This window comes from Pelosinus fermentans JBW45 (genome assembly GCF_000271665.2).
Lineage (GTDB): Bacteria > Bacillota > Negativicutes > DSM-13327 > DSM-13327 > Pelosinus > Pelosinus baikalensis.
In genome coordinates this window covers 193,030-213,454 of the sequence record NZ_CP010978.1, presented here as the reverse complement: position 1 = coordinate 213,454, position 20,425 = coordinate 193,030, and the positions used below count along the sequence as shown (strand labels likewise).

At 41.8% G+C, this 20,425-nt stretch carries 20 protein-coding genes; 5 read left to right on the top strand and 15 right to left on the bottom strand.

The genetic code is table 11. The features are described 5' to 3' along the window. Nucleotides 1–24: 24 nt before the first annotated feature. From JBW_RS00765 to JBW_RS00755, 3 genes are all read right to left on the bottom strand, one after another. Nucleotides 25–336 (bottom strand): hypothetical protein, encoded by a 312-nt coding sequence (locus JBW_RS00765; RefSeq protein WP_007961075.1) that lies wholly within the window; start codon nt 334–336, stop codon nt 25–27. Between the two features lie 181 nt (nt 337–517). Then, complete coding sequence (locus JBW_RS00760; protein ID WP_007961074.1) at nt 518–1,528, bottom strand: glycosidase; 1,011 nt, start codon at nt 1,526–1,528, stop codon at nt 518–520. 308 nt (nt 1,529–1,836) lie between these two features. Continuing rightward, a complete protein-coding gene (locus tag JBW_RS00755) occupies nt 1,837–2,847 on the bottom strand; it encodes a glycosyltransferase family 4 protein (protein ID WP_007961073.1) in 1,011 nt (336 codons plus the stop codon). A gap of 194 nt (nt 2,848–3,041) precedes the next feature. Between JBW_RS00755 and JBW_RS00750 the strand changes: the two genes are divergently transcribed. Beyond that, entirely contained in the window at nt 3,042–4,028 is a 987-nt protein-coding gene (locus JBW_RS00750; RefSeq protein ID WP_235334106.1) for a fumarylacetoacetate hydrolase family protein, read from the top strand. Between the two features lie 74 nt (nt 4,029–4,102). Here the strand turns inward: JBW_RS00750 and JBW_RS00745 are convergent, their stop codons facing one another. After that, nucleotides 4,103–4,918 carry an alpha/beta fold hydrolase gene (locus tag JBW_RS00745; protein ID WP_007961069.1) on the bottom strand — a complete coding sequence of 272 codons (816 nt, stop codon included), beginning with the start codon at nt 4,916–4,918 and terminating at the stop codon, nt 4,103–4,105. Between the two features lie 148 nt (nt 4,919–5,066). Between JBW_RS00745 and JBW_RS00740 the strand changes: the two genes are divergently transcribed. Both JBW_RS00740 and JBW_RS00735 read left to right on the top strand, forming a co-directional pair. Next, a complete protein-coding gene (locus JBW_RS00740; protein WP_007961067.1) occupies nt 5,067–6,404 on the top strand; it encodes a putative DNA modification/repair radical SAM protein in 1,338 nt (445 codons plus the stop codon). Then, on the top strand, nt 6,383–7,186 hold the full coding sequence (locus JBW_RS00735; protein ID WP_007961065.1) for a TIGR03915 family putative DNA repair protein: 804 nt from the start codon (nt 6,383–6,385) through the stop codon (nt 7,184–7,186). Before JBW_RS00740 ends, JBW_RS00735 begins: the two co-directional genes overlap by 22 nt. Here JBW_RS00735 and JBW_RS00730 read toward each other — a convergent pair. The 4 genes from JBW_RS00730 to JBW_RS00715 form a co-directional block, all read right to left on the bottom strand. After that, nucleotides 7,176–8,507, bottom strand: a complete 1,332-nt coding sequence (locus JBW_RS00730) for an MATE family efflux transporter (protein ID WP_036682084.1) — start codon at nt 8,505–8,507, stop codon at nt 7,176–7,178. The two genes, JBW_RS00735 and JBW_RS00730, sit on opposite strands and share 11 nt — an antisense overlap. A gap of 205 nt (nt 8,508–8,712) precedes the next feature. Next, nucleotides 8,713–9,057 carry a CGGC domain-containing protein gene (locus JBW_RS00725; RefSeq protein WP_007961063.1) on the bottom strand — a complete coding sequence of 115 codons (345 nt, stop codon included), beginning with the start codon at nt 9,055–9,057 and terminating at the stop codon, nt 8,713–8,715. A 127-nt stretch (nt 9,058–9,184) separates the two neighbouring features. After that, on the bottom strand, nt 9,185–10,840 hold the full coding sequence (locus JBW_RS00720) for a flagellinolysin (protein WP_007961061.1): 1,656 nt from the start codon (nt 10,838–10,840) through the stop codon (nt 9,185–9,187). A 293-nt stretch (nt 10,841–11,133) separates the two neighbouring features. Continuing rightward, nucleotides 11,134–11,937 carry an epoxyqueuosine reductase gene (locus JBW_RS00715; protein WP_007961059.1) on the bottom strand — a complete coding sequence of 268 codons (804 nt, stop codon included), beginning with the start codon at nt 11,935–11,937 and terminating at the stop codon, nt 11,134–11,136. 224 nt (nt 11,938–12,161) lie between these two features. Here JBW_RS00715 and JBW_RS00710 point away from each other — a divergent pair, with 224 nt between their 5' ends. Further along, nucleotides 12,162–13,043, top strand: a complete 882-nt coding sequence (locus JBW_RS00710; RefSeq protein ID WP_007961056.1) for a LysR family transcriptional regulator — start codon at nt 12,162–12,164, stop codon at nt 13,041–13,043. Nucleotides 13,044–13,340: 297 nt separating this feature from the next. On the opposite strand, the gene JBW_RS00705 is transcribed toward JBW_RS00710, so the two are convergent. Genes JBW_RS00705 through JBW_RS00685 form a run of 5 tightly spaced genes read right to left on the bottom strand, consistent with a single transcriptional unit; the run spans nt 13,341 to nt 17,948 of the window. Continuing rightward, a complete protein-coding gene (locus tag JBW_RS00705) occupies nt 13,341–14,102 on the bottom strand; it encodes an alpha/beta hydrolase (RefSeq protein WP_007961055.1) in 762 nt (253 codons plus the stop codon). After that, the gene (locus JBW_RS00700; protein WP_036682146.1) at nt 14,099–14,914 is read right to left on the bottom strand and encodes an ABC transporter ATP-binding protein; all 816 of its coding nucleotides are present in this window, start codon (nt 14,912–14,914) and stop codon (nt 14,099–14,101) included. The genes JBW_RS00705 and JBW_RS00700 overlap by 4 nt, the downstream gene beginning before the upstream one ends. 16 nt (nt 14,915–14,930) lie before the next feature. Continuing rightward, entirely contained in the window at nt 14,931–15,950 is a 1,020-nt protein-coding gene (locus tag JBW_RS00695) for a FecCD family ABC transporter permease (RefSeq protein ID WP_007961051.1), read from the bottom strand. Next, nucleotides 15,943–16,950 carry a FecCD family ABC transporter permease gene (locus JBW_RS00690; RefSeq protein WP_007961050.1) on the bottom strand — a complete coding sequence of 336 codons (1,008 nt, stop codon included), beginning with the start codon at nt 16,948–16,950 and terminating at the stop codon, nt 15,943–15,945. Before JBW_RS00690 ends, JBW_RS00695 begins: the two co-directional genes overlap by 8 nt. 23 nt (nt 16,951–16,973) lie before the next feature. Continuing rightward, nucleotides 16,974–17,948 carry an ABC transporter substrate-binding protein gene (locus tag JBW_RS00685; RefSeq protein WP_007961049.1) on the bottom strand — a complete coding sequence of 325 codons (975 nt, stop codon included), beginning with the start codon at nt 17,946–17,948 and terminating at the stop codon, nt 16,974–16,976. A gap of 328 nt (nt 17,949–18,276) precedes the next feature. Between JBW_RS00685 and JBW_RS00680 the strand changes: the two genes are divergently transcribed. Next, nucleotides 18,277–19,035 carry a helix-turn-helix domain-containing protein gene (locus tag JBW_RS00680; RefSeq protein ID WP_007961048.1) on the top strand — a complete coding sequence of 253 codons (759 nt, stop codon included), beginning with the start codon at nt 18,277–18,279 and terminating at the stop codon, nt 19,033–19,035. Nucleotides 19,036–19,258: 223 nt separating this feature from the next. On the opposite strand, the gene JBW_RS00675 is transcribed toward JBW_RS00680, so the two are convergent. Together JBW_RS00675 and JBW_RS00670 are read right to left on the bottom strand one after the other, a co-directional pair. Next, a complete protein-coding gene (locus JBW_RS00675; RefSeq protein WP_007961047.1) occupies nt 19,259–19,555 on the bottom strand; it encodes a putative quinol monooxygenase in 297 nt (98 codons plus the stop codon). 130 nt (nt 19,556–19,685) lie between these two features. Beyond that, nucleotides 19,686–20,378, bottom strand: a complete 693-nt coding sequence (locus tag JBW_RS00670; RefSeq protein ID WP_007961046.1) for a Crp/Fnr family transcriptional regulator — start codon at nt 20,376–20,378, stop codon at nt 19,686–19,688. Nucleotides 20,379–20,425 lie beyond the last annotated feature (47 nt).

Here is a 20,425-nt window from a genome sequence, read left to right as displayed (position 1 = left end):
ACTGTTGATGACCATTATCAGTCATTACATTTTTCTATTTTTATAGCTTAGTCCTTTATGAATCCCCCAATGGCCTTTTCTGAGAGATTCAACATCAATCCATAGTTTCTGCGGAATTGGCTGACATGTCGTATACCAATCCTTTGCACCTTCTACTAGTTTCTGCGGCGGCGCGTTCTTACCAAAATGTGATATGTTAAGAAGTGACACGCTGATTCTAATCGTAGCATTATTTCCCCCAGACCATTCCTGCGCTTCTAGTTCCTTGTTCTTAGTTAGCCATACAACTCCTCCACCTGACTGGTTAAGGCAGCCGTGCTCCAATATTTGTTCCAAATTCTCCTCTGTCGTAAAGTGATATAGTTTCATATTTCACCCGTGAAAATTAGTAATTTTTTTATAAAATTCATTTTATTCTCTTCCTTTCTTCAAGACTCATTGTCACATGTTATAGTCTTTTTATTTTCAGCTTAGGTATCTAATGAAGAGTAACGTCTGATTTTAGCAACGACTCTGACTAATAAAGCGCTTCATCTAAGGGTTCTGGACACTTTTTTATATATTCCAGCAAATCCCCTACGCTGGCAGTAGCCAAGGCAATACAAGAATCGGCCCCCCCATAGTACATTTTAAGCAATCCGGTCTTATCGTCTAACACCCAGCCGCTTGGAAAAACGACGTCATCAACGTCCCCCTCCCGTTCATACCCTTCCGTTGGACCAAAGACCCATTCATCAGTGCGGTGCAATACCTTTGCCGGATTATCCAGATCCAGTAATGCCAGGCCGATTCGGTAAATCGAACCAGAAGCGGTTTGGCGCACCCCGTGATACAAGAGTATCCAGCCTTCAGCAGTCTCGATAGGTGGCGCTGCAAGACCAATTTTTCCACCATCCCACCAGCCACCTCGACGGGCGTGCATTACCACCTGGCGGTCTCCCCAATGGGTAAAGTTACTATCAGAATATGATAACCAGATGTGAGAACCTGGTACATAATTAGTAGTAATTGGCCGATGAATCAGGACCCATTTTCCCTGTATTCGACGAGGAAAAAGTGCGGCATCTTTGTCTTCCGGCGGCATGAGCGGTCCGATTCGCTCAAACGTGATAAAGTCATTTGTCAGTGCCATCGCTACAAGTGGTCCACGACGAGAGTAAGCAGTATAGGTTATCGCCCACTTATTTAGTTCAGCAAGCCAAGTAATCCTAGGATCTTCAATTCCCCACCGTTCCTCCGGATAATTTAACGGATCTGATTCCAGCGTTGGCACTCTGTCAATCTGCCAAGTGCTGACTCCATCATCACTAATCGCCTTAGTCAGGTGGGAAAAACCTCGTCTATCCTCTACACGAGCCAGCAACAATACTTTACCGTGGAACATAGTGGCTGCTGGATTGAATACTGAATGCGCAGGATAGGGCCAGTCTTTCGCTGTCAAAATCGGATTCTTTGGATGCCGCTTAAACAGTTCTATAAATGTATGATTATCATTTTCCAACTGAGTGCCAAACCTATTTTTATCCATAAAAAAAACCCCCTACGTTTGGATATTCGGCGCGTTGCCGGCAAGTGTGATATCTCACACCCAGTCTGTATATCCCGTGGCGGTTAAAACACAATATGGTATTGTTACTAATCGTCAGACAGTAGGTTCAAACGATTTATGCTTTATTGTACTACAAATAATCGTTTCCGTCAAATAATCGTTTTTCCTGAATAAACAATCATCCACTTCTATTGAACGTTTTTTAACAATATTCTGATTTATAGCAGAACATATGCATAAATTAATCCTCTATTTGTAATGCCCAAGAACTTTTTATTCCTTATTAACTATAATTTTTTTAATATTTCTTTGTAAACCTCAATATATTGTTTTACCATTTGCTCCTGTGTAAATTTGCATTCAACCGTTTTGCGGCAGACTTCCCGTGAAATATTTCTGACATCTTTAATTTTCTCAGCCATTTCCTCCACATCAGACACAATAAACCCATTCACGCCATCCTGAATAATTTCAGGCATCGAACCTTTATTAAATGCAAGGACAGGTGTTCCGCATGCCATTGATTCCACAATACTAAGACCAAAAGGTTCATTAAAATGAATGGGATGTAACAGCGCATATGCATTACCCAGAACTCTATTTCTTTCTGCAGGACCTACGGAGCCAATATAGCATACGTCATCATTAAGATATGGCTCTACATCATTTTCGTAATAGGACTTATCTTGTATAATACCAGCAATAACCAGCTTCATTTTTGCTCTTTTAGCAACTTGTATTGCCTCCCAAGTTCCCTTGTCCCTATGTATTCTTCCAAAGTAAACTAAATAACTGCCCTGTTCTTTGTTGAATGTGAATTTTTCTATATCAATACCATGGTACACAGTCCTTATATAATCCAGATCCTCATGCCGGTCCGCATTACTAATAGAAACATAGTGGGTTTTTTTGTTATATTTTCTATACACAGGCATAATTTTAGGCGAGGAAAATCCATGTATCGTTGTTATAACAGGTGTTTTTATAAGACCGCTATAGGTTAGAGGCAAAAAATCATAATTGTTATGTATGATGTCAAATTCATCTGCCTGCTCCATGATTTCGGATATATGCAAAGATTCCCAAACTTTAGCATCCAGTTCTTTGTCTTCTTCATAGGGCGCTTTGCACACACTACGAAGCTTCGCACTGGTTAATGAATCGCCAGTTGCATAGAGTGTTACATCAATCCCCTCTTTCACAAGTCCCTCTGCCAATAACGAAACGACTCTCTCCCAAGGACCATAATGCCTCGGCGGCGTCCTCCATGCAATTGGTGAAATGATTGCAATTTTCATATTAAAAATCCCCCTCCATAAATTCCCCTAAAAAACCACTCTACTTATTCCTACTTACTATCTATAAACTTCGTCAGGGACAAAGGTGAAGCCTCTATTCCCCGAGCATACAAAAGCTTTTATTTTACCAGAGCTGCTTTACTATGAAACATTTCCCTAATAATGAGAATAACGTTTTAGATTTTTCTCATATAGTGATTGACAAAACTGTAAAATGGGATTATGTTAAATTTTGTATACTATTTTTTAAGAGGAGGGATACTTGCATGCATTTTTTAACTTATCAATCTAACGGTCAAGAAGAAATCGGCCTCTTGACAGCAGATCAGAAACAGATCATTCCTCTGCTGGCCGCCGAGCATCATTTTTATGGTGAAACCATATTGCCGACTACGCTACTCTCTCTTATTCAGCAAGGTGAATTAGCTTTACAGCGAGTCAAGTCGATCGTGAAATCAGTAGAAGCACAAAGCGATCTTCCATTTCTGCTGTCACCGGACAACATCCGGATTGTAGCGCCAATTCCTCGTCCTGCCAAAAATATTTTCTGCATTGGCAAAAACTATGCCGAACACGCTATGGAGGGTGACAAAAGCGCCGACCCGAGTGTGGCCATCCCTAAATATCCAGTTATCTTTACCAAGGCTCCCACTACGGTAATTGGTCCTGGCGACATCATTAACAGTCATAGCCAAGTTACAAGTGCTTTGGACTATGAGGTAGAACTGGCTGTAATCATTGGGAAGAAGGCTTCCTATGTTAGCAAAGAAGAGGCAATGGACTATGTATTTGGCTATACCATTCTTAATGATGTGACGGCACGGGATTTACAAAAGCGTCACCAGCAGTGGTTTCGCGGCAAAAGTCTTGATACTACAGCACCAATGGGTCCCTTCCTTGTTCACAAAACTTCCGTTCCTTCGGTCAATGACCTAACGGTAACATTAAAGGTAAACGGCGAGCTAAGACAACATGCTAACACGAATTCTCTAATTTTTGACATTCCAACACTTATCAGTACGATTTCCTCTGGCATCACTCTTGAACCCGGAGATATTATCTCTACCGGCACCCCCGCCGGCGTTGGAGCCTATTCAACACCTCCTGTATTTTTGAAGCCTGGAGACAAACTGGAACTATCAATTACTGGTCTGGGAACATTAATAAACACAGTAGGCTAGTCAATGCCCCTTGGTCACTCACTGACCAAGGGGCATTACGCATTCACAGCTGTCTATTCAAATGCTAAAAGATTTCATTCCTCCACAAATTGCACCAATTCCTTATTGAACTTATCCCGCTGGTCATAGAACAATCCGTGACCGCTATATTTAAAGGGTACAAGTTTAGAATTTCTAATTCCTTCATGTTGTGCAATAGCCAATGGAAACAGGCAAACTTTATCATGAATGCCATGAAGAATTAATGTAGGAACGCATATGGTTCCAAGATCGGAAAAGAGCCTTTCTTCATCTAGCCACGAGTTCGCAACTGCAGCAGTAGACCAGCCTGCTGCTTGTAATCCTAATTGGAAGAACCAGTCTGAGAAAGGCTGGGTTACATGCTGAAAGAAAAACATTTCTCCAAAGCCCCTAAGCATTTTAGGACGATCATCTAGTGTATCTTGAATAATTTTATCTACGTCCTCTTTCCTTAATCCATGCGGAAAATACGGACGTTGAATCAAACTTGGAGCTGCAGCTGCAAAAAGGGCAAGCTTTGCTACCCCATAGCCATTGTGGCGGGCCATGTAGCGAATCACAATGCCTCCCCCTGTAGAATGTCCTCCAAGTACAAAATTCTCCAAACCAAGGGCTTCAACCACACATCGAATGTCATCTGCCGATTGATCGTAGTCATAGCCTCCCCAAGGCTTATCCGAATTGCCGAACCCTCTAAGATCAATTCCGATACAGCGATAGCCCATTGCCGGGAGTTGGTCAAATTGATATTCAAACATTCTATGATTGGCAGGCCAACCATGTATAAATACAATGGTCTTACAGCTTCCCGGGTTAACATCTTCCACATAAAGATTAACGTTTGGCTCCACTTCAATAAAATATCCCATGCAAATCACTCCATCAAAAGTCTCTACATGGTACTATATTCAACTCGTAAGAAAAAAGCGCAGAATAGGTCGTATGTTAAAAATCCCTTTGCAAAAACCAAACATATGTTCTACAATATAATGAAGATATTTAAAGGAGTTAATGCACATGGATGTTTTTGACAAGCTGAAAATTTTGACCGATGCAGCCAAATATGATGTGGCCTGCACCTCCAGCGGAGTAAATAAAAAGGCGGCTGCCGGAGGAGTTGGCAGTGCAGCGGCCAGCGGCATCTGCCACAGCTTCTCAGGAGACGGTCGGTGCATCTCACTATTAAAGGTACTGATGACCAATGTATGCGCCTATGACTGTAAATACTGTGTAAACCGTAAGTCAAATGACACTCCTCGAGCGTCTTTCACACCACGGGAATTGGCAGAACTGACCATCAATTTTTATCGACGCAATTATATTGAAGGGCTTTTCTTGAGTTCTGGCGTACTGAAAAATCCTGACTATACCACCGAGCAAATGATTGAGGCATTGCGCATCCTGCGAGAGGAATATCGATTTTTCGGGTACATCCATGCGAAAGCCATCCCTGGAACAGACAGCCGTCTCATTGCCCAGTTGGGCATGCTAACCGATCGCATGAGTGTAAATATTGAACTGCCTTCCCAGAGTAGTCTGCAGATGCTGGCGCCGGACAAGTCAAAGCATTCTATTTTAGCGCCTATGAAATACATTCAAAATCGCATCCAAGAAAATTCCACGGATGTCATAAAATATCGCCATGCGCCAAAGTTTGTTCCTGCCGGTCAGAGCACCCAAATGATTATCGGTGCTACGCCAGATACTGATTTTCAGATCTTGAATTTAACAGAAGGTCTTTATAAAAAATATAAGTTAAAGCGGGTGTTTTTTTCTGCCTATATGCCTGTAGCCGAAAACACCCTGCTGCCCACCTTAGATACAACTCCGCCTCTTTGGCGCGAACATAGGCTTTATCAAGCGGATTGGCTGCTTCGATTTTACGGTTTCACGGCAAATGAGCTCTTAGATCAGCATCACCAAAGCTTCAATCCCTATTTAGACCCCAAATGCAATTGGGCACTCCATCATATGGATTTCTTTCCTATGAATGTAAACCGGGCACCCTACAGTGACTTGCTGCGGGTGCCGGGCATTGGAGTAAATAGCGCCAAACGAATTGTTATTGCCCGCCGCTCAGCTACCCTCCAATTCAATGATCTAAAGAAACTGGGAGTTGTACTAAAGCGAGCACAGTATTTTATTACTTGTGGCGGTAAAGTCACAGGCGGTTTAAAAATTACCCAGGATAAAGTACTGCAGTCTTTAATGTCAGAGAAAACCTTGGGTATGTATCACCAGAGTTTCCCGCTTCAATCACAGATCAAGCAGCTCTCCCTTTTTGAACAACCACCCATGATACCATCTGGATTCCCACAGGAGGATCTTCAAAGATGTTTGACCAATCCAATCTGATTTATCGTTATGACGGAAGCTTTGACGGGCTGCTCTGCTGCGTATTTGAAAGCTATGATAAAAAAGAAATTCCGACAGAAATCATTCTGCCGGATACCTCTCAGACGTTGCTTTTTACCGTTAAAGAAATTCGGACCGATGTTCAAAAGTCGAGCCGAGTGCTGGCTTCCATCCCAGAAAAAATGGGATTCGATGCTCTGAACTTTATACGCCGCGCCTTCTTAACCTGCTTTACACAAAAAGAATTGTACATCCTTTTATTCCTGCGTTTAGGCTACCGCCATGGCCAATCCGTAATGAGTATGTTGGCCAATGATGTAGTCAACATCCTTTTTAAGGCAGTAAAGCATTTGGACAACGAAAGTCACCTGCTGAAAGGATTTGTACGCTTTTCCATCTTCAGCAATATTCTGGTTGCCCAAATAGAGCCCAAGAATTACGTACTGCCGCTGATGACACAGCATTTTAGTGAACGTTATCCAGAAGAGCGTTTTCTAATCTATGATAAAACCCATGGCATGGCACTGGTTTATCAGCCTTACCAGTCAGCCATTATTTCCATTGAGGATCTTGAACTGCCTGAACCGGATGAACAAGAACAATCCTACCGGGAACTATGGCAGCTCTTCTACGATACCATCGAAATACAAGGCCGTCATAACCCTAAATGCCGCATGAGCCATATGCCAAAGCGTTACTGGAAGTACATGACAGAATTCGGCGGACCACGAAAGAAATCTCCGTTGAAACTGGAGGATACCGCCAAGTTCCTTATACCATGATCTTGGCCTTCCATGCACCGCTTTTCCAGCGCCATAACATACACATTCCACGCAGCCATTCATCGACAAGCATCAGAGCCCAAATCGCCGGCAGACCAAATCCTAAAATGACTCCCAGATAGTAACCCAGCCCGATGGTAACAGACCACATGGAAAGTATGGCAACGATCACAGGGAAATTGACATCTCCAGCTCCCCGCAAACCATAAATAAAGACAATATTAAACGTTCGTCCCGGCTCTAGAAGAGCATCAATTGCAAAGATCAGGGCACCAAGAGCGATAATCTTTGCATCCGTGGTGAATATCCCTATGAGATGATACCTAAATAAGAACAACATACCGCCAATGATCCAGGCAGAACCAAAGGCAATCAAAAAATTATGCATTCCAGCTTTCTCTGCTTCTTCAAATTTTCTGGCACCCACCAATTGCCCGATCATAATAATATTGGCTTGTCCAATAGCTAAAGAAAATAGGAAGGCCATTTTAATAATGGACCAGGCATAGGTGCGAGTAATATACGCATCGGCGCCCAAATGGACAATAATGATGGTCATGAGCACCGTCTGACTCATGTTATAAGACATGTTTTCCATTGCAGCCGGAAAGCCAATCTTCAATAATTGTTTCAATTGCGTCTTAGGAAATTGAAGTAAATGACGCAGGATATCAAGCTTAAGCAGCTTAGTAAATAAATATACCAAGGCAGAGCACACTGCAATTCCTTTACTGCAAACAGCCGCAATCCCAACACCATAAACCCCCATCGCCGGAATTCCTGCCACCCCAAGCCCCAGTACTACGGAACCGATCAAATTTAAAATATTCATAAAAGCGGTAATCGCAAGACACTGCTTTGTTTTCCCAAAGCCTTTCAGTATGGCATCAGCCGATGACAGCATCGCATCAAAAAAAATAAAACCACCTGCCAGGAGCAAGTAGGTATGAGCATAGGATAATAAATTATCAGCAATTCCCATAAACATCAACATCTTTTTTCCGCCAATGACTAGCACCAAACTGGCTATCCCGCCCAGAATCGCATTAAATAGCAGAGATACAGCAGCCACTTTATCAATTTCTTCCGGTCGTTTGGCCCCTACATTTTGCGCCACTAAAACCGAGGTTCCCATGGAAATGATGGCAAATACCAAAAGAAAATTCCATAGAATTTGAATCGTAGCTTCCACAGCTGCCGCAGCAACACTGTCATACTTACTCAATATAAATACATTTACAAACCCTACCAACGTAATCAGAAATAATTCCAAAAATATCGGCCAGGCAAGTTTAAATAACGATAACTGACTCACAGTCATCCCCCCCATGCAACACAAACAGGATTCCAAATTCAATTGGTTTATCCTATCAGAAAACTGTGAGATTGTCAAAATTCTGCAATAAACAAATTGAACCACAAAGGCACAATGCCGCTAGCCGCGGCACACAAAGGAGAACACAAAAAATATAATAAACCCTTTGTGTCCTTTGCGTCTTTGTGGTTCATAACATCTTATATTTTCTTTACTTAGTAATTTTCTTCATAATGATTGTCTCTTGCCCCTTGCCTTCTTTTGATCCATGGGTATATCCTACAACATCAAAATGCTCGCTTAGACGCTTTGCTAATGCCTCATAATTAGCGGCTTTCCCCCGCATGCAGGTAGACAAATGCACCACATCGACGCCATTTTTGATCATCGTCTCAATCTTATGATCGATATCGCCGTCAGCATGAGAAAAAGTTATAAGCTCAATATCGCCCTCGTATCCGGCAAAAGCATCCTTTCTTTGAAAGAAGGCATTAAGACAGCCTTTACCTGTACAACGCTTCATGGTTTCTTCTCTGACTAATATAGCAACTTTCATGGTTCACCTTCATTTTTACATTTTATATAACCTTATCTTTCTAGAAAATCTCTGTTTCTATTCTATTTCTCATTTTACATACAAATTCCTGCAAGTTCATTCCTTGCAGGAGTTTGTATTTTCTTATTTAACTGCTTTTCAGTAATTGCAATACTCTCTTAGGCTGCAGTGTTGTTATCTTCGACACAGCCGCAGCATTTGTACCATTCAGGCTTGTTTTCACTTGTTCTACCTCTTCTTTGACCATATGGGAATCTGCTATTGCCGAAGGATTTACCTTCTCATTTATCACACTCTCTTGACTGTTCAGTTTATTTTTTATTTCCTCAAGTTGCGCTTGCTTATCCGTAATATAGGATATGGCCTTATCAAAAGCTGCGCTGGCTGCATCGGAATGCTTAACAAGATCTACTTGATCTGTACCAAGAACATGGCTATCCACTTTTAAAGGTGTGTAATTCCCCGTACTACTATCAATCGTAGCAGCTTTGTTTGCTTGATATGGAATTTGATCTTCCCTGCGAGTTGGCCAGATAACGCGGAAGTTATCCAGCGGTGTCTCGGTCGGATGATTGATATCAGGAATTACCGATTCTGCCGTCTGAACAGGACCACCATCAACAGTAGCTCCTCCTATAGCTCCAGTATCGCCTCCAGCTAGAGAAGCTTTAAATTCACCCGCTACATCAAGCTTATGGATAAATGCAGCTCCGTTCCCATTTTTAACGTAATCATTAACAAAATCTTTCACATTAGAATAACGAGAGACATTGTTCAAAGCTTGATCAAGGCTTTCCGTTGGGTTGGACTTTAGATCCGTTAACAAATCTTTTACGCCGCCGCTATAGCCATCTTCTTTTATTTTCGTATGTAAATAACGTACTGCCATGGAAGCTGCCGAATAATTTAAACTCGTATTCGCCCAGGAATTATTGGTCCCATCCCCCAAAGCATCTTGAAGCGCTGTTGCGCCTTTCATACCTCCACCACTACGCTTTAAATCACCAGCAACCCTTTCATTAGGGCCATGGATAAACTCTGCAGTTCCTTCTTTAAACCAGTTAGGCATCGCCTGAAAGTTCATTGTCCGCCCCATGAGCACATGAACCATCTCATGAGTAATAACGCGATCGTCGTACTGCCCCGGGTCTCTTCCCCCATTAGGCAAAGCAGCCGGAAGTGCGCTCTTAACGGCAATATGCATGGTCTGGTTAATGGCTTTGCCATCTTTGTCGTAATTGTACATGATCGCAGCAAGATAAGGCACAGAATCTTCATCCAGCACGATCTGTAATTCTGCTCCATCGCCGACTAATCCATAACGCTCCTTTATGACATCTTCTGCTACTTCTAACCAATCACTTTTTAAGGCAGTCATAATCTCTTCATTATTCGGATCTGATGAGTAAGTGGTTTTATAGCTGTCAATATTATGATTTATACTATTAATTTCATTTTGAAGCCTTTCCTTTTCAGCTTCGTCTTGAGAATCAGCCGCTTGAGCAGCTAGTTCTTTTCCTCGCTCAAGCATGCTGCGAATTTTATCTAAATCTTGATCCGCAGCTTGCAGCAAGGATACGCCATTTTGCATATTTTTCAATGTTTGCGCCGGTATATCAGCCTTATTCTTTGTATCTTCAGACATTTCAACCTTGACAGCATCTTCATAATTTGCAGAACTTGTCTCTCTATTAGGAACAAGTGATAGCGGCTTCTTCTTTGACACATTATCTTTCTGACTCGCAGCCTTATTCGTTTCCACAATGGCGCTATTAATTCTCATTGGTGCTCACTCCTAACCCCTCGTGAGAAGGTACAACTTTTTCCCATCCTATATTTTGTATCGAAAGGATTTCTTTGAACTGCATTTGACTATATGCAATTAAACCAATTATATAAAAAATTTTTGAACCGCAATGATGCGAAGACTACGAAGAATAGAGAATACACATATCTCGACCTGTTCTTCGTACTGCTTCGCGACTTCGCGGTTCAATTTTTTTATAAAGCTATATATTTTTGTTGTTTAAATGTTGTCTAACATTAGTATTTTTATTAATAGTGCTATTTGATTTATTATCTGTTTACAGACATAGAACTTGCTTGTACGCGGGGAATACGCGCTTCACAAGGCACAGCGGTCTGACATTTTCCGCAGCCGTATCTGGGACGATAGCGCGCCAATACGCGATCAAGGTAATCTGAGCAAACTGCATTATCCTTACCTTGCTCATTGATCGCCAAAGGAGGACAGCGCAAGATACAAGCACCACATTTGATGCAATGTTCATCAATTGCAGTATACTGCCGCTCAGTAGGATCAATGATAACATCTACAATGATACTGCCAATCCTGCCTGCGGAACCATGAGTTGTAATTAATGACCGATTCAGGCTAAAGGTTCCTAAACCAGCTACAAAGGCAACATGCCGTTCTGACCAATTACTGCGGCGATTGGCCACACTAAAACGAGAATCCATAACGGGAACAAGGGCTCTCATTCCAGCGCTTTCTAAAAACTCTACTAAATAGTTACTCAAAGAGTTATTGAATTGCTCTCCTTCATAGCGTCCATACATCCATTCCCGAGCAGCCACCCCTAGATTTCGATTCGCTTCACGGACTCTTTTCGTCAAGGGCAGGAAGTAAGATATAACCGACTTGGCACCTTCTAACCACTCCTGGGGCATTAGATGCTGCGGACCTACAACCTCTTTTTCCTTTAACTTTGTAAATAATGGGTCAAAGGCATCTGCTGCTGCAATCAGCGGCGCATCAAAAAGCTGCAATGAATCTAACTCTGCAATCGTATTCATTGGACTGTTCCTTGTGAAATCATGTGCAGCATCTCGTATCCCCTGTAACGTTATTCCTGTCATACATCATTCCCCCACCCCTAGTACATTGCGTGATTCCCGATCTGCGCGGTTCCTCCGCTTTGCAGGTCAAAAAATCCTGGCTAAATTATCTATAGTTTTAACGCAGATAAGTACTAGTAATTTTCTAATTTCATTGTACTACATCTCTTTAATTCTGTATAATTGAAATAAGAGAATAATTATATCAATATTATTGAACTATCAATATTGGAGTGATAACAAATATGGATCTACGAGGACTCAAAACATTCCTAACGATTGTAAAGCTGGGAAGCTTCCAAAAAGCCGCCCAAGAGCTTCGCTATGCACAATCCACTGTAACGATGCAAATTCAAAAATTAGAGCGAGATTTGGGAGTTACCTTATTTGAACGGGGGAAAAGCTTTCGTCTGACAGAAGCAGGAAGAATCTGCAGCGAACAATCCGCCCATATCCTACGAGACGTCGATCAATTACAAAGTACTATGAGCGATATCACCCTCGGAGAATCTGGTTCGATTTTAATAGGTGCCATAGAACCTGCTGCAAGTTTCCGATTGCCTAACATTCTAGCTGCCTTCATGGAACGCCATCCCAAAGTACAAATATCAATTCAAATTGGAAATACCTGCACCTTAACGGAACTCACTCTAAAAGGCGAAATCGACTTTGCTATTTCCTCTGTACCAACAACCAGCTCTGGCTTAACGTTTGATCCTTTATTTTCTGAGCCCCTTGTATTGCTGGTTCCTTCCATGAATCCCCTTGCAGTAAAACAAAAAATCACGATACAGGATTTAAAAGGAGAGCGATTTTTAGTTACCTCTCGAGAATGTGTTTTCCGAAAAAAGCTATCCATTTTATTACAAAAAATAGGCACTTCTTACTCAACACTTGAAATCAACAGTTTAGCTGCACTTAAGTATTATGTCCAAGCAAATCATGGCATTGCCCTGGTTCCCGCAGCTACCGTCACACCAGCTCCTGCTGGTACGGCAGTAAAAATAGTACAGGATTTGAATCTGGATCTAGAAGTTGGATTTTTGCGCAGCTCTGAAAGAACTACCTTTGGCATAGCCGAAGAGAAGCTTTTCGCTTTCTTAAGAAAATCCTTATGCGTCCTTTAAAATATATAAAACACATTAGAACCGCAGAGGCGCAGAGAACACAGAGAAATAATTAATAGGATTAAAGAATACCTCTCTGCGCGCTCTGCGTCTCTGCGGTTCAATTCTTCTTTCCCGGCTCTCTTTCGTAAAGTACACTAAGGATTTTATTTATATTTTTTGTGTTCTCCTTTGTGTGCCGCGGACGGCGGCATTGTGCCTTTGTGGTTCATAACATTCGATATTTTTGACCTACAAAACATATGCATTCTGCTATGGTAAAAATATCTACCTTGAAACAAAAAATGACCAGCTGCTCTATCTTTTAGAGCAACTGGTCATCTTTATGGGAAATAACCATTGTAATGCTGTTGGAAAACGCTTCAGAAAGAAGGCGTGCCCATGGTCCCCACCTTCGTGGGTAACAAATTGGCAGTATTCCCGAGAAAACCCTTTATCTAATAAAATCGCATAAGCTTCTTGATTCTTTGCGACCATGTTTCTTTGTTCGTTATCTTTTTTCGTCCCCTCTAATGATCCAACGTCCATGTAAATCCTACGCCCGCGATGTACAATATCTGCTGCACGCATAAACGCAATAAATCCTGCATACCAAAAAGAGCCTGAGATAGAGGCGATCCTGCCAAAAACCCCGGGGTACAGGTACGCCGCGTACATCGAAATCAATCCCCCAAAAGATGCACCTGCAATTGCTGTATTTTCCGGATTCCTTATCGTACGATACTTCTCATCGATGTACGGTTTCAGCTCCTTTACCAAAAAAGCAAGATACTGGGCTCCCTGACCGCCAAAGTCAGAAAATCCTGCTGTTACCGCTTTCGCAAACCAAGGACTATACTCATCATTGCGATTATCCGGTTTAATGCCTACAAAGATAAACTCCCGCAGTTCTTTTTCAATCATCATTTCTTCTAACTCACTCAGACAGTCGCGAAACAGGTAACCGCCATCATGCAGATAAACAACGGGAAAATGCTCCTCATACATGTCATAGGATGGCGGCAGGTAAATACAGATTTCGCTGCTCATAAAAGTGATAAGAATCAGCGTTCCCTTCATGCCTCTCCTCCTATTGTTTCTTTCTCTGTCTGCAGATTGTCGTAACTAAAACAAACAGGTACTCCATCCCGAGGATCAAGCATCACCCTGGCATCGATACAAAAAACTTGTTTTAATACTTCTGGCGTGATCATTTCCTGAGGACTGCCCAATGCAACGATATGCCCCTCCTTCATAGCAACAATCTCGTGAGAAAAACGGGCTGCGCGGTTAATATCATGCAGCACCATAACAATGGTGCACTGCCTCTGACGATTTAACTGCTGCACAATCTTCAGCACTTCTAATTGATGCACCATATCCAAATAGGTAGTCGGTTCATCCAATAGAAGAATTGCGGTTTCTTGTGCCAATGCCATCGCCAGCCATACCTTTTGCCGTTCTCCTCCTGACAAACTGCCCAGCTCCCGATGCCGAAAAGAAATCGTTTTGGTAATATCCATAGCCCATTCAATGGCCTTTTGATCAGCTATTGAACTTTTTTGTCCTTGATTGAGATGGGGGAACCGCCCGTATGTAACCAATTCTTCTACTGTCAATTCATTAGGTCCCACTGGATTTTGGGGAAGAAGTGTGAGTCTTTTAGCGATTTCCCGGGTAGCAAGGCTTCTTAGATCCTGGTTATATAAAAAGACGGTTCCTGCCTTTTGTTTAAGAATCCGTCCCATGGTTTTCAATAGTGTTGATTTACCACAACCATTTGGACCAATAATCGTGGTGATTTTCCCTTCTTTCACAGCAAACTCAAGATCCTGGAAAACCGTATGCTGCTCATAGCCCGCCTGCAGTTTTTCTGTTCTAAGTATACTCATATCCATACACATCCTCTTAGGCTTTACTTCTAAATAACAAATAAATAAAATAAGGTACTCCAATCAGGGATATGATTGTTCCTGTAGCGACTTCTGCCGGTGCAAAGATGTTTTTGGCGATGAAATCTGCCACGATCACAAGAAGCATGCCTAACATTGCACATAGAGGGATCATTTGCTGATGGCGAATACCCGTCAGGGATTTGGCTAAATGAGGAACAATTAATCCTACAAACCCGATGCTCCCGGACACAGAAACACAGGCACTAACCAGCCCAGTACTGCAAAGCAATAAAATAACCTGCTCTCTTCCTACAGAAACACCCAGGCTTTTGACGCTGCTTTCCTCTAGTTGAAACAAATCAAGAATATGGGCTTTCCAGAAAATGATAGGCAGTAAAAATAAGAACCAAGGCAATATGGAGATGCTATATTGCCAATTGGCATGAAACAGACTGCCGACGCTCCAAACTGTCGCTGTATGAAAATCCGTAGGATCCATTTTTAATGTAATATACAATGAAAGTGCCGCAAAACCAGAACCAAGGGCAATTCCCGTTAACAAAAAGCGTTGAGAATCCAGCCTCCCATTTTTCCACGAAAGAAGATATACAAAAATGGAAGCAGCTAATCCTCCAATTAAACCAAAAAAGGGCATAGCCAGTATCGAAAACCAATCCGATCCAGCAAGTTTTCCCTGATAAAAGAACATAAATACAACAATGGCAAGACCCGCTCCAGCATTGATGCCTAAGATGCCAGGATCAGCCAGCCCATTTCGGGAAACACCTTGTAATACAGCTCCGGCGACCCCCAGACCCGTCCCTACCAACCCGGCAATCACGATCCTGGGCAGTCGAAATTGATAAATCAGCACATCATATTCTCCGTTTCCCTGACTGAATAGTGTCTTAACGACCTCAGCAAAAGTAAGATCAAAGACTCCATAACTAAGGCTTATATACATAGCAGCCACAATTAGCCCTAGAGCAGTAAGCATGATGCCCACAAAACGTTCCTGACTGTATTTAAGCATACTTATTGCCCCCCTTTTTCCTCGCTAAATAAAGAAAAAAAGGCACGCCAATCAGAGAGGTAATGACTCCAACTGGAGTCTCGAAGGGATAGTTGAGAAAGCGGCTTACTATATCAGATAAAGCCAAAAATATGGCCCCTAGTACCCCTGAACAAGGTATGACCCATTTATAATCAGCACCTACAAGGAAGCGGACGATATGGGGAATAATCAGACCTACGAAAGCAATTTTGCCAGCTAAGGCCACAGCACTCCCCGTCAAGAGCATGACAGCAGCTGCAGCCAAGACTTTAACGACAGTAGTCCGCTGCCCCAAACTGACCGCTACTTCTTCTCCCAGGGAAAGTACGGTGACAGATCTGGCAATTCGAAGAGCCGCAAGCATTCCGACTACTACAAAGGGAATTGCTAATCCTACTTGCTCCGGCTGCAATTGATGCAGACGGGCATGATACCAAAAGCCAATATCCTGAGAGATTTGAAAATAGATTGCTAACGCAGAAGCAAAGCTGCTTAGAAAGGTTCCAATAATCGTCCCTAAGATAGCCAGCCTGACTGGCGATAATCCATTGGGCAATATGGATCCCAAACCAAAGACAACCCCCGCCCCAAGAGCAGATCCGGCAAAGGAAAATATGATCCGCTGCAAATCAGAGGCTTCGGGCAGCAAAATCATACTCAAGGTAACAGCTAAAATTGAACCATCACTGATACCCATAATTCCGGGAGAAGCCAGATAATTTCTGGTAATTCCCTGCATCAGCGCCCCAGATACCGCAAGAGCACAGCCAATCAGCATAGTTCCCATCGCTCTGGGCAGACGGGAACTCATAATAATCTGGTGATCCACATTGGTGGGATCGAATTGAAATATGGCATTTCGTATCGTCATCATATCAATCTCTTTTGCACCATAGAGTATAGATAAAGCCGCCATCAGAAGGATCAACGCTGGAGCTGCCAGCAAAATCATATAGGGAAAATAACGTTTTACATACATTGGTTCCACTCACTTTGTACCGTTTATTGTGATAATTTTTCTATAGCAGCATTTAGAAACTGAATTTTTCCACCGATTGCTACCCCTTGCACCAAAGGGTCAACTACATTGATAAACACATTATTATTTTTTACTGCTTTCATACTCCGCCAAATCGGATTCTGCTGCAAGTCTTTCAATACGTTAGGCTGTGCCGGACTTTCAAGCACCGCATATTGTAGAAAGATATAATCCGGGTCCATTTCGCTGAACTTCTCCAAAGAAATGACTTCCTGTGCTTTAACAGCTTTGATTTCCTCTGGGACAGACAAACCTAATTCGCCATACAGTATTTCATTTAAAAATACATTCGCTGGATAAACACCAATATTACCCGCACGAATTCGTACTGCTATCACTTTTTTGTCCTTCACCCCTTCCGGCAAGCGAACTTTGGCAGCTGCCGCATCCTGCTCATACTTTCGCAGCACTTCTTTTGCCTGTTCTTGCTTACCAGTCAATTCGCCAAGAAAGAGGAGATTGGCTTTCCCGTCAATGGGAAAATGGGATATGGGGATGGTCGGAGCAATTTTTTTCAATTGCTCTGCCGTAGATGCAGGGAATTTGTCACTGCTCAAAATGACATCTGGTCTTATTTTCAAAATCGCTTCAAAGCTAGGCTGCATCCGTTCTCCGATGGGTTTCGCATCTTTCGTAATGTCTGCAAACAGGGTAGGAAACGTCCCGCCAATCGTCATAACACCAACGGGCTTCACCCCCAAAACTAACAGATCCTCTAATGCTTCCAGCGCACCAGTAACTACAATTTTGTCAATCTTATCAGGCAAGATATATTCTTTCCCAAGATAAGAATGACTTTTTCTCCCTACTTGACCCTTTGCTGAAACTGGCACACTCTGATCGGCTTGGTATAACACCGTCTTATTGACATAAATACCAGTAATGAGACCGCCAGCGATTACAACCGCCAATCCCAAAATCCATAATTTTCTTGTCATGCTATTACTCCTTACTTTATCTCAGTATGAAAGTAACGTACATCCGTTCCTTTCATGAAATTACACTGATTTTATTTCTCAATTAAAGATAGCATTTCTCTTACGAATTTCTTAGAAGGATATTACGATTTTTATAATAATATTGTGATTTTTAGAAAATAAATGTCTTGCAGAATGCGAGGCACACTCACCAAGACTCATTGACAAGCAAAGCAAAGAAGAATACAATAAATAAAATCAATAATTGATAACGGTTATCACGTTATATATCTGCACAATTATAACGTCAAAATTAAGAATCCTATCTGATGTTTTGGAGGTATACTGCATGTCGGTTCAAGAACATATCCGTCAAATCGATACAAAATTCTTTTTGTGTACTCACCTTCCCATCCGAACCTTTGATTTCAACGGAAATCTCATTCATTCCTCTGGCTATAACCGAGATATGGAAGATTTTTTTGAACACCATAACATTTTTGAGCAAGTACGCCAGGAACTTGTCACAAGGACCGAGAATTGCATCATTACGATCCCCTGCTTGGAATCTATTTCTTTCACCGCTTGCTGGGTTTGCAGCAAAAACATCAATTGGGGCTTTCACATCCTAGGTCCTTACACCACTTTGGAAGCTGTCAATCTCTCCGACATCGTATACAAGCCAACCTATTGTATACCTTACTTAATCACATTGCTGGGCACCATAGCAGCAGATAGTGCGTTTCTAAAGCAAAAAATCAAAAAATTTAATGACATGCCCTATAGTGCCTATATCAAAAAATCCATTGATTACCTGAATGCACGTTACCATGAAACAATCACACTATCGGATATTGCAGCACACCTGAATATCAGCAAATATTATCTTTGCAGCTTATTTAAAAAGGAGACAGGGAAAAATTTTTCTCAGTACCTAAATGAAATCCGTATTGAAAAAAGCAAGGAACTGCTATTGAAGGAAAATTTATCTGTCTTGGATATCGCTCTTTCTGTGGGATTCAATAATCAAAACTACTATAATGTAATGTTTAAAAAGTTTATGAATTATACCCCCTTAGAGTTTCGCAATCACCGTAAATCATCATAGCTGCATTGCAGCTATGTCTATTGAAAATAAGAAACACCTCGCCACGTCATATTTAAGCAGATAAACGAATCGAAGGAACCACAAAGAACACAAAGATGTAAAATAAACACGTCTCTGTGTTCTTTGTACATCTTTGTGTTCTGGTGTGTTTCAACCTTTTCCTTAAAAAGCTTTATATAATTTTAGAATAACTATCTACTTTTGAAACATGGCATACTCTCTGTCAGAAGCTTATTTCATCAGACTGATAAAGCTCAATTGTCGTTTTTTCAGCCAACAGATTGGCTGATTTTTGCCGCCATTCATTAAGATGAGGTGTTTTAAGATGTTCTACGAGAGCCTCTTTGTCTACCCATCTTTCTACAAAAGCGCAGCGATTGTCGTCATATGGATCATCCAGCAGCTCATAACTTATACATTTCTCTTCTTTCCGGGTGGCTGCAATCACGTCTTTTGCCAGAGCAAATAGTTCAACCTTTTTTCCGAATTTCAGCGTTTGTCTTGCAATTACAATTACCATGATATCTCTCTCCTCATTTTAAATTAAGCTATACCATCTTTCGCTTGTACTTTTCCATTAGAAGGAATATTCCTGCAACGCCACTTCATCCGCCAAAAGATTTCTATTTCAAAATCCAAATACGCTGGGCTCACTCAGCTCCTCTTCTTAGCATGGCAAGATTATTAATCTTAACTGACGTCCGATAAAATTCGATGATGCCCTCATCACGCATGCGGCCTAACTCCCGGGAAAGTGCCGTGCGGGAAACGCTGAGAAAATCAGCTAATTCATTGCGTTTTAAGGGCAAAACAAAGGTATTTTTTTGATTGATCTTATATTGCTCAAGAAGATAAATACTTATTTTCTCCCGCATGCCTCTTATCGCCAAATATTCCACTCTTTGATTCAGCATTAGTGCCTTAGTTGATAAAAGCACCAGCATGTTTTTAATCAGTTGCTTATAGCCTCCACAAACCTGAGTGCATTCACCGATTATTTTCTCAGGGGGCAAAAACATCACCGAGCATGTACCTTGCGCAAAAACCGATGCCGGCCAATGTTTTCTTGGTGAGAAAGCGATCATTTCTCCAAACAAGTCTCCTGGACCAATCACCGTCATGATAACACGGCTGCCTGATGCACTTTCCTTTATGATTGCTGCCTCCCCTGATAACAAGATGCCCAAACCAGTGTAGGGCTCACCCTCGACGGCAATATAACTATTTTTACTGTAAGTATTGATTTTAGGATTTAGACAATCTAACATGATATCTAGTTGACTCGGTGAAATATCACGAAAAATAGGCGATGAAACCAGAATTTTTACTACATTTGCATCCAAATGATCCTCACCTCACTTTAGGTAGCCATAGCTACCGATTTTTCACT

Coding starts and splice junctions, on each gene's coding strand:
- JBW_RS00720 (WP_007961061.1), bottom strand. CDS start 10,840: ATGAGAATTAATAGCGCCATTGTGGAAACGAATAAGGCTGCGAGTCAG.
- JBW_RS00705 (WP_007961055.1), bottom strand. CDS start 14,102: ATGAAGGGAACGCTGATTCTTATCACTTTTATGAGCAGCGAAATCTGT.
- JBW_RS00730 (WP_036682084.1), bottom strand. CDS start 8,507: ATGACTGTGAGTCAGTTATCGTTATTTAAACTTGCCTGGCCGATATTT.
- JBW_RS00740 (WP_007961067.1), top strand. CDS start 5,067: ATGGATGTTTTTGACAAGCTGAAAATTTTGACCGATGCAGCCAAATAT.
- JBW_RS00760 (WP_007961074.1), bottom strand. CDS start 1,528: ATGGATAAAAATAGGTTTGGCACTCAGTTGGAAAATGATAATCATACA.
- JBW_RS00755 (WP_007961073.1), bottom strand. CDS start 2,847: ATGAAAATTGCAATCATTTCACCAATTGCATGGAGGACGCCGCCGAGG.
- JBW_RS00710 (WP_007961056.1), top strand. CDS start 12,162: ATGGATCTACGAGGACTCAAAACATTCCTAACGATTGTAAAGCTGGGA.
- JBW_RS00715 (WP_007961059.1), bottom strand. CDS start 11,937: ATGACAGGAATAACGTTACAGGGGATACGAGATGCTGCACATGATTTC.
- JBW_RS00680 (WP_007961048.1), top strand. CDS start 18,277: ATGTCGGTTCAAGAACATATCCGTCAAATCGATACAAAATTCTTTTTG.
- JBW_RS00725 (WP_007961063.1), bottom strand. CDS start 9,057: ATGAAAGTTGCTATATTAGTCAGAGAAGAAACCATGAAGCGTTGTACA.
- JBW_RS00695 (WP_007961051.1), bottom strand. CDS start 15,950: ATGCTTAAATACAGTCAGGAACGTTTTGTGGGCATCATGCTTACTGCT.
- JBW_RS00685 (WP_007961049.1), bottom strand. CDS start 17,948: ATGACAAGAAAATTATGGATTTTGGGATTGGCGGTTGTAATCGCTGGC.
- JBW_RS00675 (WP_007961047.1), bottom strand. CDS start 19,555: ATGGTAATTGTAATTGCAAGACAAACGCTGAAATTCGGAAAAAAGGTT.
- JBW_RS00690 (WP_007961050.1), bottom strand. CDS start 16,950: ATGTATGTAAAACGTTATTTTCCCTATATGATTTTGCTGGCAGCTCCA.
- JBW_RS00745 (WP_007961069.1), bottom strand. CDS start 4,918: ATGGGATATTTTATTGAAGTGGAGCCAAACGTTAATCTTTATGTGGAA.
- JBW_RS00735 (WP_007961065.1), top strand. CDS start 6,383: ATGTTTGACCAATCCAATCTGATTTATCGTTATGACGGAAGCTTTGAC.
- JBW_RS00700 (WP_036682146.1), bottom strand. CDS start 14,914: ATGAGTATACTTAGAACAGAAAAACTGCAGGCGGGCTATGAGCAGCAT.